A 15,697-nucleotide genomic window follows, 5' to 3' on the forward strand; every position below is an offset into this window, starting at 1 on the left:
TGTGAATAACGTTAATGTTCAGGAAGAAGTAGACCATAAGGATCTAGCACAGCTGAAGCAGCAATTCGAGAACCCGGATGCCACGTATCGTCCGCAGCCGTTCTGGTTCCTGAATCATGAGCTCACGAAGCGGGAGCTGGAATGCCAGATACAATCGATGTATGAAGCGGGTGTCGGCGGTGTTGTTCTGCATGCGCGTCATGGGATGCAGACCACTTATCTGTCGCCGGCATTTATGGAAGCGTTGGAGTTCTGTACCCTGGAGTGCGAGAAACGGAATATGGTCGTCTGGCTGTATGATGAGGACAATTGGCCGAGCGGAACGCTGGGCGGCAAGCTGACCCGTCAGCATCCGGAATACCGCATGCGATACTTAAGGGTTGAAGAGAAAAGGTATATACACGACGGACGGCAAGAAGGCTTGAAGCTGGACTTTGCACGCTATGATCACAATGAGCTTATTGCCATTCTGGCTTATCGTGCCGCCCAGCAGGACGGTGAGTGGCTGCTCTGTGATGAACCCGAGGATCTCACGCATGCATGGGGAGAAGGTTGGTCACCGACTACGGACGATTCTCATATCGTGCTGGCTTGCTGGTCTTGCGAGATCGCTGAAGGCATCACGTTTGCCAAAGGGTACTACTTGGATACGTTGAATCCGGATGCCGTCCAGGCTTTCATCCGGATGTCCTATGAGCCGTTTCAGTCCTTGCAGAAATACTTTGGTGCAACGATTCAAGGGGTATTTACTGACGAACCCGGGCTTATGATACATGACGGTTTTTTTGGGGTGGAGGCGATCCGCACGACCGTTCACGATGTAGGCGCTACCCTGCCGGGCATGGTCTTCGCTTGGACAGAAGGAATGGCGGAGCGATATCAGCAAGAGAATGGATATGATCTCATCCCTCGGTTAGGCGCATTGTTATATAACATGGCAGACGGCAGCCGGTCAACGAAACAGCAATATTATGATACGATTACGCGCTGGTATGTTGAGGGCTATCATCATGCGATTCGTACATGGTGTGAGCGGCATGGACTGCTGTACATCGGTCATACGCTCGAAGAGCCGGTCTGGGGACAAGCGAGATCGCAAGGCAATCAGACGCGGGTGCTGCAGCAGTTTCACTACGCAGGCGTGGATTACCTAACGCCTGGAATCGGTACGAAGGAGAATCCGCATCGGATTGTGTCAGTGAAGACAGCCGCTTCTGTCGCGCAGTTGAACAGCAAGGCACGGGTGATCTGCGAATCGTTTGGCGCAAGCGGTCACGGCTATTCCATGCGTCAACGGCGACTGGATGCGAATTTCATGGCATTCCTGGGCGTTAATCTGTTCATCCCGCATGCGTTCTATTACTCGTTTGCCGGGTATCGGAAGACCGATTTCCCGCCGACGGAATTCAAACATGCGCCTCATTGGCGACATTATCGTACTTTTGCCGATTATATCGGACGACTGAGTCTGCTTGGCGCGAGCGGTAAACGTACACCAGAGGTTCTTCTGCTGTCACCTATCCATACGGTATACGAAAGTATGTTCGTATCCGGTCAATCGAATACGCATCTCTCTTCCGATGCTCTGTTCTCGCTTCTGTCGGATCGCATGCTTCGCAGCTCCATTGATTACGACTATGTAGACGAATCTCAGCTTCGAGAAGCCAGCCTTATTGATGGAGAAGGGGTGCGATTTAACGAGGATGGGAACATATATTCGGTTTTGGTTATGCCGGAGATTGAGGTCATGTCGAAGGACATTGCCGCACAACTCGTTTCGTATGTTAAGCAAGGGGGTACTCTCGTTGCTGTAGGAGCGATACCGCGGCATAGCGAGTGCTTGCATCATGATCCGGAATTGGCGAAGCATATGCATGAGCTATTTAGTTCGACTCCGCAGCATAATGAAATACGATCCGTTGGCAAGGGTTATAGTCTGTTTTATTCCCTGGAGAACATGCCTGTTCCTGATCCCATTGATTCGTTGATTGAACGTTTAAGCGGGTTATTAAGGAAAACTCCTGTTTTACGATGGAAGTTGATCGAAGGACAACATGAGGATTTCATTAGCCTAGAACGTGTGTTCGGGAATCGGGTGTATGTGTGGCTGATGAACTGGTCGGAGAATCCCGTTTCCATGAAGCTTGATGCAACTGAGGCGAAGTACCGAATCGAAAAATGGGACTTGGAAAGCGGTAAAATTCACCACTTAGCGAACGATTCCATTCTTACCTATGCACCTGGAGAGCTGCGAGTTCTTTCGGTTGTACCTGAAGAGAGCCTAATCGGCTCGGCAGAACAAATGTTCGTTACGAAGGGGGATTCCAAGGATGTAATCGTTCTTGAAGATATGTGGCGTTTTCAGACACTTGAACCCAACGTTTTATTACTGGACCAATGGCAGGTCACGCTGAATGACCGAAAGTCCAGGATGAACGCAACGATGCCTGGGCAAGTGAACACGTATCGTACAACGTTTACCATGACGCAGGAATTGATCGAACGATTGCAATCACCGAGTCGTCGAGTTCATTCAGATCCATCGGATGACGACGAATCCCGTAAGATGTTGTTAATTCTGGATGATGTGGAGCAGAAAATACCATCCCATATCGGCTTTCTGCAGCGCAGGCGCAATCTTGAAATCTTCGTGAATGGCGTAAGGCAGAATGCGCTGCAGCCCTCAAATTGGCAGGATCAACACTATGCCAGCGTGGATGTCACCCCTCATTTGTTAGCAGGCGAGAACGAACTTGAGATTCTGACGGTTTCATTGCTGGAGCCGATGCCGGCGATTTCATTCCCTGCATTTATGATTGGACCCTTTGTTATAGAAGATCAGATGAGGCTTAATGCGAGTACAGAACATATGTTTGGTCCTTGGGCTTCTGCCGGTTATCCATATTATGCGGGAACGGGAGAATACTCGCAGCAAGTGGATCTGACCCAAGTTAGCTTGGCTCCAGATGAGGAATTATGGCTGGAAGCTGAAGATATTAGGGAGACAGCTTCTTTATATGTGAATGATATGGAGGCAGGCATCCGGTTGTGGCCGCCTTATCACTGGAATATCACTCCATATGTTGAGCAGGGAAATAATCACATTACCATCCGTGCAGCCAATACGCTGGAGAATTTATATGGTAAGTCTGCTTTACCTTCAGGTGTGAATGGAGGGGTAAAGTTGGTTCGTCGAACTTTATCCAAAAGAATGTAATCTTATATGATTCTTTGAAAATGATTACATCCGAATTCAGGTTGTGGTCATTATTTTTTAAAAAATAAGTTTACATAATATATAATATGTAGCCTTATAGTTGAAGACATGAATATTTCGAGTTTCAAAAAAAGGGGGCGGGATCTATTTTTGAGAAACATATAGGATCGGAAGCTCCATTCTTACACAATCAACGATTTACGATAACATTCTCCTAATCATGAAGGCTTACACTTAAGAAGTTTTACGAATGATATCAATTCGGAGGTGCCATGAAGTGCAGCTAAAGAAGAAAACCATCATGGTTTTGGCGCTCAGCTTGTCCATTCTTTCGCAAGGTATGATGGTTCATGCCAAGGAAGATGGAGCTAGGTTTAAGCCGGAAGGAAACGGAAAATGGATGACAGAAGAGTATCACGCGCATACGTATCAATCCGATGATGCCAGTCAATCCTTACAGGACTTGCTGGATAACGGTTTCCAAAAGTATGGTCTGGATTGGATCGCGGTCTCCGACCATCTTAGAGTTTCTAAACGGGACGATGAGGGAAATCCCCTTGCCGGCGGATCTATTCCGTTCTCCAAAGGAATGGCTCAATACCAGATTCCCAAGATCCAGCAGCTTCAGGAAGTAGGGAAATACAAGAACAACATTATCTTTTCAGGTTTTGAGTGGGACATGCCTACATATGAACATGTGGGAATTGGCATTATAGCAGGCAAATTCGGTTCAGAATCGAGCCTGAAGGCAGCTCGTCAGTTCGAGTATCTGTTCACCGATCGCGATAAAGCGATGTTCGATCCCAAAGACGTCGCCGATTGGAACAAACAAGACAGCCGGGCCTTTACTACACCCGAAGATGCCCGAACAGCACTGGCTTGGCTCAAGAAAAACTACGGAAACAGCAGTTATGCATTGCTCAACCATCCTTCTAGAAAAACCGTGTACACAATAGCGGATATACGGGATTTCAATAATATTGCGCCGAATGTCGTATTTGGAATGGAAGGCATGCCCGGGAATCAGATGGAACCGGATCGCGGTGGACTTAACTTAACCACGCCGGAAAACAGAACGTACGGCGGCGCTGATTTCATGATTGCCAAGGTTGGCGGCGTATGGGATGCGCTGCTTGGCGAAGGACGCGAATTTTGGAACTTTGCGAACTCGGATTCTCATTTTGAGATTAGTGAAAACCGTTTATACTCCAGTGGATATTGGCCGGGACAGTATGCCAAAAACTACACTTGGGTGAATGGAAAAGATATGCAAAGCGTACTGGACGGGATGCGTTCGGGTAAATCGTTCTCCGTCTACGGCGATTTGATTAACGCGCTGGATTATCGCGTTCGTCACGGCAATAAGCAGGCCGAGATGGGAAGTAACCTGCAAGTGAAAAAAGGAAACCCGATCGAAATTACGATCCGATTCAAGAGCCCAAATAAAAACAACAACGGTGATTCTGTGACCGTAGATCATGTCGATTTGATCTCAGGTGACGTAACGGGTAAAGCGCAACCAGGTACGGCGGCTTACAGCAAGAGCACCAACGATTCGACCAAAGTGGTGAAACGGTTTACGAGCAAGGATTGGAAAACCGATAGGGATGGATACCACGTCATAACTTATCGAACGAAAGCGACGAAGGATCAATATTTCCGATTAAGAGGGACTAATCTTGGCGTAAATGTTGCGGGAGAAACCAGCAATGGCGATCCGCTCATAGATCCAAAAACAGACATCGAAGACAACGAACAGCGTTTTGAGGAAATAAACAAGCGGAATTATAGTGACCTGTGGTTTTATTCTAATCCGATCTTTGTCAGCGTTGACGACAAGCCGGTTAGAGAACCTAACAAATAGGGGAAGCATCAGTAGGATGCGACTCGCACTCTCTTCAGAAGACTGCCGATTGTTCGGCAGTCTTTTTGTTTTTTTCACACGTAGTATAATGATGCATGCATGTCATATATCTAATCACATTGATTGTATTTTGCTGCGTATCCTATCATTTTATTGTACAAATTGAACGAGGGGTATAGTCTGTTAAGGAGAGGAGAGATGATATGTTTACGATCGGAGAAATATCCAAGCTGTTTCAGATCGATATCCGCACCCTCCGGTATTACGACGATATTGATTTATTTAAACCGGCATCCGTGGATAACCTGACAAGTTACCGTTATTATTCGGTCGATCAATTCGAGCAGTTGAACACCATTCTGTATCTCAAGGCGCTTGGCATTCCTTTAAAAGACATTAAGCTTTTTCTGGATGATCGGGAGATTGAACATATACTAACCCTGCTCAAGGAGCAGCAGCGCAGAACCGAAGAGAAAATTGAGGAATATCAAAGAATCCAGGCGAAGATCAAAAGCCGAATTGATCAGATTGAAGATGCCTCGAATAAGGAAGAACTCCACAAAATTCGGGAAGTGGAGCTTCCTGAGAGAGTGATGGTTTTGCTGAAACAGAAAATACATAAAAGCGACAATCTGGATATGCCGATCCGATTATTGGAGAATAGCACGAAGATGAAGTCCACCATTTTCCTGGGTAAAGTAGGATTATCGATCTCGATCGATCGTTTAATGCAAGGCAAATTTGATGAATACGACTCCATTTTTGTCATTGTGGAGCAGGAAAGTGAGCATAGCAGCTCCGAAGTCGAAGAGAAGATCTGGCGGAAAGGTACCTATACTTCGATTCGGTTTGCCGGGACACACGAAGATGCTGCGCCTTATTACAGAAAGCTCCTGGATTATATCGAGGAAAAAGGTTACACCCTGATCGAAGATGCGTTAGAGATCACGTACATTGACTATGGGCTTACCGGTGATCCCTCTCAATTCGTAACCGAAATTCAAATGCTAGCTAAATAATTGATTGACCCTCCAGCTGCTGGAGGGTTTATTCTTTATATCAAAACATATTAGTAGGAGAGAACGACTGTGATAGGAACCATTGTAAACGTAACAACCATTGTTGTAGGCAGCACGATTGGAAATGTATTTAAAAAGGGGATGAGCGAAGCCTATCAGGACATCCTGATGCAGGCGATGGGTTTGGCCGTCATGGCACTTGGTGTGCATTCGATCGTGAAGTATATGCCAGAGAGCCATTATCCCGTCTTATTCATTGTAAGTCTTGCCATAGGCGGACTGATCGGGGAGAAACTGAATCTGGAGCAGGGATTTAAAAAAGCGGTGTCGAGGTTTACCAAGGGGAATTTGGCTGAAGGACTAACTACGGCCATTCTGTTGTTCTGTATTGGAACACTGTCCATTATCGGACCGATCGAGAGTGCTTTGAACAATAATCATACCTATCTGTTCACCAATGCCATCCTGGATGGCGTGACGTCGATCGTACTGGCTTCAACCTTTGGCATTGGGATCGTTCTATCAGCCGTGGCCACATTTTGTTGGCAAGGGTTATTGTACGTTATGGCCGGTGCAGCCTCTAGCTTTATCACGACGGAGCTGTTAACCGAAATATCCATTATTGGCGCCATTTTAATTTTTGCTTCAGGCTTAAACATTTTGGGCATTCGGAACTTCAAAACCATGAATCTTACGCCAGCGCTTTTGGTCCCAGTCGTATTCATTACGGTTAAAAATCTGCTCGGTTTTTAACATGAAGCAGGGATTCATACGAGCATATCTGAATACAAGGATAACCCGCCTACGCATGGCGGGTTTTTTGCTGTTATTCTATACCTCGCACGCTGAATAAGCCATTGTTTACCTTGGTGCATAAGTTTTGTGACAATTTCAATAATATAGGAGACCGACAGCATCTAAGAATTGGACTAGGTGGATAGAGAGAAGGAGGCTTCATCGTTATGAATATAGCTGAACATAAACTGCTGGTCGCAGCGCTAGGTGGCATTAATGAAATTGGAAAAAACATGTACTTCATTCAGTGCGATCAAGATATCGTGGTCATTGATTGCGGCTCCAAATTCCCTGACGAAAACCTGCCCGGCATCGATTTGATTGTGCCTGACTTCACCTATTTGCTGGAGCATGCGGATAAAGTCAGAGCTCTTATTGTCACCCATGGACATGAGGACCATATCGGAGGGATACCCTATTTACTGAAGCAGCTCCCGATCCCTGTGTATGGGACGAAACTCACTATTGAGCTGATTAAAATCAAGCTGAAAGAGCATCGTATTCTGCGTGATTCCGAGCTTCACACGATCGATGCGAATTCCACCATCCAAGCGGGTGCTATCCATGCCTCTTTTTTCTCGACCAGTCACAGCATTCCGGACTGCGTGGGTATTGTCTTTCAGACGCCGGAAGGTAATGTTGTTCATACGGGGGATTTTAAATTTGACATGTCTCCTGTAAAAGGGCCTTATCCGGATCTGCATCGAATGGCTGATATCGGCAAGCAGGGGGTTAAGGTGTTATTGTCCGAAAGCACAAACGCCGAGAGGCCGGGATTTACGCCTTCAGAACGTCTGGTTGGTGGACATATCCTGGAAGCATTCGCGCAGGCAAAACAGCAGGTATTCATCTCTACGTTTGCTTCCAACGTGAACCGCGTTCAGCAGATCATCGATGCCGCCGCAGAAACAGGGCGGAAACTGATTCTGCTCGGCCGCAGCATGGTCAATGTCGTTACCGTTTCCAAGGAGCATGGCTATTTAAACATCCCCGATGACTTACTGATTGATGCAGGTGGCAGCGAACGCTATCCACCGGACCAAATCGCCGTGTTATGCACGGGGAGTCAGGGCGAGCCTATGGCAGCATTATCACGATTAGCCAACTCCAAGCATCCCCATATCGAGATTTTGCCCGGCGATACCGTCATCATTGCTGCAGGAGCCATACCGGGAAATGAACGGAACCTTGCTCATGTGATCGATAATTTGTATGTGTTGGGTGCCCAGGTTATCTATGGGTCCGGTTCAGCTTCAGGGATGCACGTATCTGGGCATGGCAGCCAAGAAGAATTGAAATTAATGCTCACCTTGATGAAACCGGACTATTTGATTCCGGTTCATGGTGAATTCCGAATGCTGTATCAGCATCGTCAGCTGGCGGATTCCGTGGGGATTCCTAATGAAAATGTGTTCATCATCCAGAATGGCGACACGATACAAATCCAGCAGGGAATGGCCTCCTTAGGTCCGAAAATCCCTTCAGGCAACAGCCTGGTGGACGGATTGATGATCGGAAACGTAGGCAATATCGTTTTGCGGGACCGCAGGCAGCTGTCCTCCGACGGGATGCTCATTATCGTAACCACGCTTAGCAAAACGGAAAAGCAGATGGTAGCCAAACCCGAGCTTATATCCCGAGGTTTCATCTTCGTGAAAGATTCGGAGGAATTTATGGGTCAAATCCACGATATCGTTACGTCTTCCATGAAGGATTTGACTGAAACCGGGTCCACCCAATGGAATCTGATCAAGCAGACCTTGAAGGATCATGTCGGCAAATTCATATACAGCGAGACAAAGAGAAGGCCGATGATTCTGCCCATCATTATCGAAGTATAAACCGTCCGAAATATTAAAAGCACAGCCTACAATAATAGGTTGTGCTTTTTTCAGTGATATTCGAAACATCGTTCGATCTAGTAGGCATACACCCAGAAGGAGGTAGCTGCATACACTGCCGATAAGCAATCGCAGAAGATGTTGTTCTTCCATTCACGTCTGTGAAAAAAAGAATAACACATAATCCGGATTCGTCCACATAACCATTTACAGAATGGACATGAACGTCTTGTCCGATCACCGGAATGGGTCCGGTTATTAACGAAAGGAGGAGGATCGGTTTGTCATCCACCCCAGAAGGGAAATGGACTGCGGAGCATGGAAAATGGGCTAAACGAAAGTTCAGATTTACGCGTAATGACTGGATGGGTTATCTATTCAGCGCCCCTCTGATTATCGGTGTCATCGTATTCGCCATCTATCCCATGTTCGCCGCACTGTTTATGAGTTTTCATCAGACATCCGGGCTCAATTTATCCGGCACTTGGGTGGGCCTGAGCAACTACCGTTACGCATTAGAAGATTCCTTATTTTGGCAAGCGCTTACAAATACGTTTGTCATGGGGATTTGGTCTGTACTGCTTGGAATTGCACTGTCGTTTATTCTGGCGAGCCTGATTAATAATCTGAAATGGCATCTGGGACGCAATTTTTTCAAAGCGGTATATTTTCTGCCCAATGTCGTGTCCGGCGTTGCTACAAGCCTGTTGTTCTCCTTCTTGTTTTTTCCGTCCAAGGAAGGGCTGATCAACTTTGTCATTGGTTTGTTTGGTATCGATCCTGTCGGCTGGTTCACGAACCCGGAAGTCGCGCGTTACAGTATTGTGCTCATGAGCTTGTGGGGTGCGCTTGGGTATAACACGATTATTTTTCTGGCTGGTTTGCAAAGCGTCCCGCGGGATCTCTATGAAGCTGCAGAGGTGGATGGGGCTGGCACCTACCGGAAATGGTGGTACATTACAATCCCATACTTGCGTCCGATCTTTGTGTTCATGCTCATCATGGGTACCATCGGCGGAATGAAACGGTTTACGGATGTATGGTTAATCGGCGGAACCGCAGGTAATCCTGGGGGAAGCTTGATGACCGTAGTGCTGTATATTTACCGAAATGCGTTTCTCTCTTCGCAGATGGGGCTGGCTACGGCTGTATCCTATCTGTTATTCGTCATCATACTCATCCTAACTGTGTTCCTCATGCTGCTCAACCGCCGCAAAGACAGTTTGGACTAATGCCATTATCCATTTTTCGGGTCCGTAGGGGAACCTTATTCCAGAAGACAGGAGGGTAACTATGAGCAGTTCAGCCTTGCCCAAGGAGCCTGTGCGCCGTAAACGAATCACACTTCAACAGCTGATACTAACGCTGGTTCTGTTGGTAGGTTCATTCATCATGATTGTGCCATTCTTATGGATGTTGGTAACGAGCTTCGATTGGGCTGCACGATTAAATATTTCATTCCCGCCGAAAATATGGCCGGAGGAACCTTCGATCCGAACATATGAAGCCGCCTTCACCAACATTAATATGTTTCGATATATCGGCAACTCCACGCTTGTAAGTGCAGGGGTCATTATCATCAGCTCGTTGTCCGCACTATTATCCGGTTATGCCTTATCCAAGCTCCGCTTCAAAGGAGCAAACTTCGTCCTGCTGCTAGCGCTAAGCACGATGATGATTCCATTCGAAATGACGATGATTCCACAGTATCTTTTGTTCAGTAAACTCGGACTGGTCGACAACTACCTGGCTTTTTATTTGCCGGCCATGAACTATGCGTTCGGTACGTTTTTAGCCAAAGCCTTCTTTGATCAATTACCCAGCAGTTTAAGGGAAGCTGCCGTTCTGGATGGCGCCAAGGAAATTACCGTATTCAGTCGGGTTTATCTGCCGCTGTGTACACCCATTATCGCCACCATGGTCATTCTGCTGTTCTTAGGCGTATGGAATGATATGCTGTGGCCGCTGCTGATCTTGAAATCGGCTGTCAAGTACACGATCCAGATTGGATTGGCCATGTTTACGTATAACAACGGAATCAATCAGCAGCCATCGATCATTATGGCAGCAACGACTACGAGCCTCATTCCGGTTATCGTCGTTTATATGTTCCTGCAGCGTTATATCATCGAGAGCATTGCGCTATCCGGTATCAAGCAGTAATTCAGAATGGAAGCTAAATTTATGTGGGGGTGTTTATCGTTATGAAAAAAGCTGTGCTGCTTATTCTGTCATTCGTGCTGGTGTTTACATTGGCCGCTTGTTCAGGCAGTTCGGGAAAAGATGTAACAGGCGGCGTGAAGATTGAAAAAGTATCGGACATGGAAGGCACGGTTCGCGTTGCACTGGCAGGCTGGCAGCTGGATAACGGGATCGATGCGCTGACAGGCAACCCGACCATCGGACTCAACGAGTATTTGGATAAAACGTTCAAAAAAATGTATCCGAACATCAAACTGGAGGTTTATCAAATTCCCTGGGAGAACGTAAAAGCCAAACAAACGGCCATGCTGCTCTCCGGCGATGCGGATATCTTGTATACTGGCGGAGCCTTTGCATCGCAATGGTACCAGGAAGGGCTGCTGCGTGACCTGGACGACTTGATCGAAAAGGACACTACGTTTGACAAGGGCATCTACCTGGAAGGCATTATGAACAACTCCTACAGCACCAAGTCGCCCGACGGAAGCAAGCAGTTTGGAATTCCTGCTGTTCTTGGTCGCCGGATGACGATTTATGATAAGAAGCTGTTTGAAGACTGGGGCGTTGAAACCCTCTCGGCACAGCCGGGACCGGATGAAATTCTGGAGAAAGCCAAGCAAATGACCGGCAAAAACCCGAAAACCGGTGAAGACAATTTCGGTCTGTATTGGAGCGGCAACTCATTAAACGGATCCACCTTTGTTGCGTTAACCCTTGCATATGGCGCCACAGGAGCGGAAGGATCGCTGAAGGATATCAAGAGCATTAAATGGCACCTGAATTCACCGGAAATGGTCAAAGTGCTGGAATGGCTGAAAGAAGCTGCACAACTGCCGCCAGCAGGTTTCGTGAATGCCCAGGGAGCCGAGAATTTCGGACTGGAGAAGAACAATATCGCCATTGCCCTCGATTCCACTGGTGGCTCAACGATGAGTGAATTCCGGTCGAAGCAAAACAAAGAGCTGCTGGACCGTTATGAGCCTGTGCTGAACATGGGGTCTAAAGGGGAAGGCTGGGTCGCGGTTGACCCGTTCATCATGGCGAAGAATGCTAAAGATGTGGATGCATCATGGGAAGTATTAAAATTCTTGACCAGTTACATGACGCAAAAATATATGTATGAGAACTTCTCCAGTACCCCGACACTTAAAAACGCTGACTTCGTAACGCCGGAAGACAAGTTTGTGAAAAAAGCACTCGAAATCGCAGATGTTGGCCACTCGGAGCTCATGGATGAAGCCAATCCGTTTTATATGAGCGACATCGCTCCAGCCATTAACGGATTCATTAGCCAGGCTGCATCCGGAAATGCTCCGGATATTCAGAAGTTTCTGGATGATCTGCAGGCACGTGCTGAGAAATGGTCGGCAAATCTGAAGTAAATCAGGAGGGGACTGCACTGGAGACGGGCTTAATCATGATGATTATATGAGTCAAACAACACAATATATTCCAATTTGATGTAAAACGTGCATTGTCCCGATGATGCCCGGATAAAAATCGGCTTTTATGGTGGTATGATCCCCTCAAAGTAGACACTCGAAAAAATCTCAGTTTTCATGAGATGCGAGCGAACTTGGAGGGGATATTTTTATGGCTAAAAAAGGGACAGGTTTTTCAATCGTATAAAAATCTCATTATCAATAGATAATAGCAAGGATATTGAAATCCATTGGAGCCGTGATATTTTGGGAAAATACGTGAAATCAATTACATCGCCAAAGAGATTTATCGTGGGGAACTATTTACTAAAAGAATTAGCTACCTATACCGGTACTTATGGTGACCATGCGTATGTTATTTGCGATGAATTTATTTTGGATCGTGCGCGTAGGGAAGCCGGTAAATCTTTTGAAGAGGCCGGACATCAAAGCGAATTTGTAAAATTCAACTATCAAATTACTCAAGATGAAATCGACGGACACCGCGAAGCGGTACAAAAATCGGGTGCTAATGTCATCGTTGGTATTGGCGGCGGGAAAACATTGGATACAGCCAAGGCTACCGCATATTACACACATCTGCCTGTTGCGATTTTCCCGACAATTGCTTCAACAGATGCGCCGTGTACTGCACTTTCCGTCATTTACAATGCAGACGGTTCGTTTGACCGTTACCTGTTTCTGCCGACAAATCCTGATATCGTGCTGGCAGATCCCGATATTTTGGTAAGCGCACCGACACGGTTTTTTGTTGCGGGGATCGGGGATGCTCTTGCGACTTATTTTGAAGCGCGGGCATGTTATCAGAAAAATGGGGATAATTTAGTGAATTTAAAGCCATCCCTAGCCGGCTTAGGTATTGCAAAAATGTGCTATGACACCATTCTAGAATATGGCCTTCAAGCTAAAATCGCCGTGGATCAGAACGTCTCGACCCCGGCCGTTGAAAAAACGATTGAAGCCACTATTTATTTAAGCGGTGTTGGCGCCGAATCCGGCGGCTTGGCCGCTGCCCATGCAATCCATAATGGAATGACGGCCGTTCCATCGCTGCATCATGCGCAGCATGGCGAAAAAGTGGTCTTTGGTTTATTAACGCAGCTTGTTCTGGAAAGTGCCCCAAGAGAGGAGATTGAAACGGTTATCCGTTTTATCAAGGAAGTAGGGCTGCCGTTAACCTTAAAAGACCTGGGTCTGGATGAATTCAAAGAGGAGGAATGGCGAAAAGTAGCAGAAGATGCGTGTGCAAAAGGAGACACGATGGGCAATATGCCGCATCCGGTAACGCCTGAAGATGTATACCAGGCCATCATTGCTGCAAATGCATTGGCAGAACATTATTATAATTAACAAGGCAGGAGTCAGAGACAGCAGCTAAAATCATAACAGCCAGTCAGCCGGAATGAATCGGATGACTGGCTGTTTTATATTTACAGTGTAAACTATGAATATAGGAAATGAACCTTTTTTTCTCTGAGTTGTTAACTTTACTAGGTCACCGGATTCGGTTTGTTCTTTCGCTATGCTTCTGAAGAAACATACTTGACTTCTAACCCCTCCCTAAAACTACGAGAACCTAAAATTGATAACGAATACCTAAGTTTTTAATCGAGGAAGATGTAATTCACTTAAAGATCGCTTGTCAATCACTGAGGGAGAGGGCGATACTGGAGTTTCTCTACAGTACGGGCTGCCGGGTTGGAGAGGTGGAGAAGATAAATATCCAGGATCTTAACTGGGAAAACTGCTCTGCAATTATTAATGGCAAGGGTTCTTTATTTCACGACAGAGTGCAAAGTGTGGCTAAAGAGTATCTGGCCAGCCATGAAGACAACTGTAATGCCTTAATCGTAACCGATACACATCCGAGTAGACACACGTTATGAGAGCAAAGACTGTTTAAAGAAGGAAGTAAGTAAAAAAACTTGTCGCTGGAGTTTTGTTCGCCAGGAACGGTTCACCTGCGATACAAATCGACAGATTTGCCATTGGTTGGCATTTCGGGTCACATAATTATATTCATAGCCGATTAGATAGTTGTCTAAGTTTCTAGAATTACATTGCAATAAACTAACTAGGAAAACGCAAGCACGTGGGCGTCGCAAGGATGAATTTGGTTGCATCTGTATAATCTATAAATAACAGGGGAGTATACAATTGCTCAATAATTTTAATCGGAGGGAAATATTTTTGAGAAAGTTGTTAATTCCTAATACGGACAATGTAAGACCAAAACAACCCCAAAAATGTGAGCAATGTATATGGGGACTTTGGGATGGATATAAGCAGTTTTGTCCGAAAGTCGTTTGCGTAAAAAAATAATTACATTGGAGAAAATTAGGGGTATTAGTTCAATAACAAGTTGTTAAACTAACAATTAAAACATGTAGGTCTTAAAAGGAGAGTAGAATTCATATGAGTGAAAACCAACAATCAGAATATAGTCAACCTCAGGACCCTGAAGTCGGGGAGCAAACCATTTCGGAAATTGAACAACCAACGACTCATCCCGACAGAAACAGTACCCGAGTAAAGTCGGAAGAGATTCGTTATCCCAATGCAGATCAATTGTATAAATAGAATAAAAGGTTTCTGAAAGATACGTTAGATATATATCTAAAGCTTAATCTTCGGCGACCGGCATGTACAAAACGATTCATGAATATAGAATCATAGAAGTAATCCAGGGTGTCCCAAATGTCATTAGCATAAAATGACGATGGACACCCTCTTTTGGTTTTTAGCAGCTTGTTCCCCGAAGCTATCAAAGCAAACCATGTATAAAATTGGTTTTATAGGGTATTTTAACTCAATCTGTATTCGAAGGAGCTGAAGTAAAGTATGATCCATAAGTTGATTCGGATGTGAACGAGGATCTTAATCGAGAGGAGCAGTTGGATGGCTCCTTTGAGGCCTGGTATGGGAGTATCAATTATCAGGTGAAACTAAAGCTAGATCTCACGAAAGTTCCGCAGGACAGTGTATTTGATTCAGCCGTCGGCATGGATGAGGATCCATCCCAGGATTAAGAGCTCAACAAGCGATTGTTGACGTGTCGTGGGACAAGAACATGGTCCCATTGAAAGTCGCTAATTTAGCGGCTTTTTTTGTTTTATCGGTACAAGTTCTTGTCCCGATTGCCGAAAAAGACAAGAACATGAGCCGATTACCGATTAGATAAATATCTAAGAGTCTGTAAAATAGTTTGTGTAAACTCCCAAATCTATTAAAATGGAAAGTAATAGAAAGGTTGGGGAGAAACATGGGACTATGGACAAAAGAGCAATTGCGAGCGTTTATTAAGGAGAATAAGCTGG

Annotated in this window: 12 protein-coding genes; all 12 read left to right on the forward strand. The window is 45.8% G+C overall.

What is annotated here, in order from left to right; genetic code table 11:
- Position 1: 1 nt before the first annotated feature.
- Positions 2-3,217 (forward strand): glycosyl hydrolase, encoded by a 3,216-nt coding sequence (locus tag J7E85_RS20790; protein WP_215161048.1) that lies wholly within the window; start codon positions 2-4, stop codon positions 3,215-3,217.
- Between the two features lie 277 nt (positions 3,218-3,494).
- Entirely contained in the window at positions 3,495-5,081 is a 1,587-nt protein-coding gene (locus J7E85_RS20795; RefSeq protein ID WP_215161050.1) for a CehA/McbA family metallohydrolase domain-containing protein, read from the forward strand.
- A 203-nt stretch (positions 5,082-5,284) separates the two neighbouring features.
- A complete protein-coding gene (locus tag J7E85_RS20800) occupies positions 5,285-6,100 on the forward strand; it encodes a MerR family transcriptional regulator (protein ID WP_215161052.1) in 816 nt (271 codons plus the stop codon).
- Between the two features lie 69 nt (positions 6,101-6,169).
- A complete protein-coding gene (locus J7E85_RS20805; RefSeq protein ID WP_076323459.1) occupies positions 6,170-6,853 on the forward strand; it encodes a DUF554 domain-containing protein in 684 nt (227 codons plus the stop codon).
- 209 nt (positions 6,854-7,062) lie between these two features.
- A complete protein-coding gene (locus J7E85_RS20810; RefSeq protein WP_215161054.1) occupies positions 7,063-8,736 on the forward strand; it encodes a ribonuclease J in 1,674 nt (557 codons plus the stop codon).
- A gap of 281 nt (positions 8,737-9,017) precedes the next feature.
- Complete coding sequence (locus J7E85_RS20815) at positions 9,018-9,968, forward strand: carbohydrate ABC transporter permease (protein ID WP_098744590.1); 951 nt, start codon at positions 9,018-9,020, stop codon at positions 9,966-9,968.
- Positions 9,969-10,029: 61 nt separating this feature from the next.
- Positions 10,030-10,899 carry a carbohydrate ABC transporter permease gene (locus J7E85_RS20820; RefSeq protein ID WP_215161056.1) on the forward strand — a complete coding sequence of 290 codons (870 nt, stop codon included), beginning with the start codon at positions 10,030-10,032 and terminating at the stop codon, positions 10,897-10,899.
- A 41-nt stretch (positions 10,900-10,940) separates the two neighbouring features.
- The gene (locus J7E85_RS20825) at positions 10,941-12,320 is read left to right on the forward strand and encodes an extracellular solute-binding protein (RefSeq protein ID WP_215161058.1); all 1,380 of its coding nucleotides are present in this window, start codon (positions 10,941-10,943) and stop codon (positions 12,318-12,320) included.
- Positions 12,321-12,626: 306 nt separating this feature from the next.
- Positions 12,627-13,730: a glycerol dehydrogenase gene (locus J7E85_RS20830; RefSeq protein ID WP_215161060.1), complete on the forward strand. Its 1,104-nt coding sequence runs from the start codon at positions 12,627-12,629 to the stop codon at positions 13,728-13,730.
- Positions 13,731-14,014: 284 nt separating this feature from the next.
- On the forward strand, positions 14,015-14,266 hold the full coding sequence (locus J7E85_RS20835; protein ID WP_353049542.1) for a tyrosine-type recombinase/integrase: 252 nt from the start codon (positions 14,015-14,017) through the stop codon (positions 14,264-14,266).
- 529 nt (positions 14,267-14,795) lie between these two features.
- Entirely contained in the window at positions 14,796-14,960 is a 165-nt protein-coding gene (locus J7E85_RS20840) for a hypothetical protein (RefSeq protein ID WP_215161062.1), read from the forward strand.
- Between the two features lie 284 nt (positions 14,961-15,244).
- On the forward strand, positions 15,245-15,409 hold the full coding sequence (locus J7E85_RS20845) for a hypothetical protein (RefSeq protein WP_215161064.1): 165 nt from the start codon (positions 15,245-15,247) through the stop codon (positions 15,407-15,409).
- The last annotated feature ends 288 nt before the right edge of the window (positions 15,410-15,697 follow it).

It is taken from the genome of Paenibacillus sp. ISL-20, from assembly GCF_018613005.1.
Taxonomy (GTDB): domain Bacteria; phylum Bacillota; class Bacilli; order Paenibacillales; family Paenibacillaceae; genus Paenibacillus_AQ.

What these genes read in the sequence shown, in the direction of transcription:
- J7E85_RS20800 (WP_215161052.1), top strand. Translation starts at nt 5,285, where the DNA reads ATGTTTACGATCGGAGAAATATCCAAGCTGTTTCAGATCGATATCCGC.
- J7E85_RS20810 (WP_215161054.1), top strand. Translation starts at nt 7,063, where the DNA reads ATGAATATAGCTGAACATAAACTGCTGGTCGCAGCGCTAGGTGGCATT.
- J7E85_RS20820 (WP_215161056.1), top strand. Translation starts at nt 10,030, where the DNA reads ATGAGCAGTTCAGCCTTGCCCAAGGAGCCTGTGCGCCGTAAACGAATC.
- J7E85_RS20825 (WP_215161058.1), top strand. Translation starts at nt 10,941, where the DNA reads ATGAAAAAAGCTGTGCTGCTTATTCTGTCATTCGTGCTGGTGTTTACA.
- J7E85_RS20840 (WP_215161062.1), top strand. Translation starts at nt 14,796, where the DNA reads ATGAGTGAAAACCAACAATCAGAATATAGTCAACCTCAGGACCCTGAA.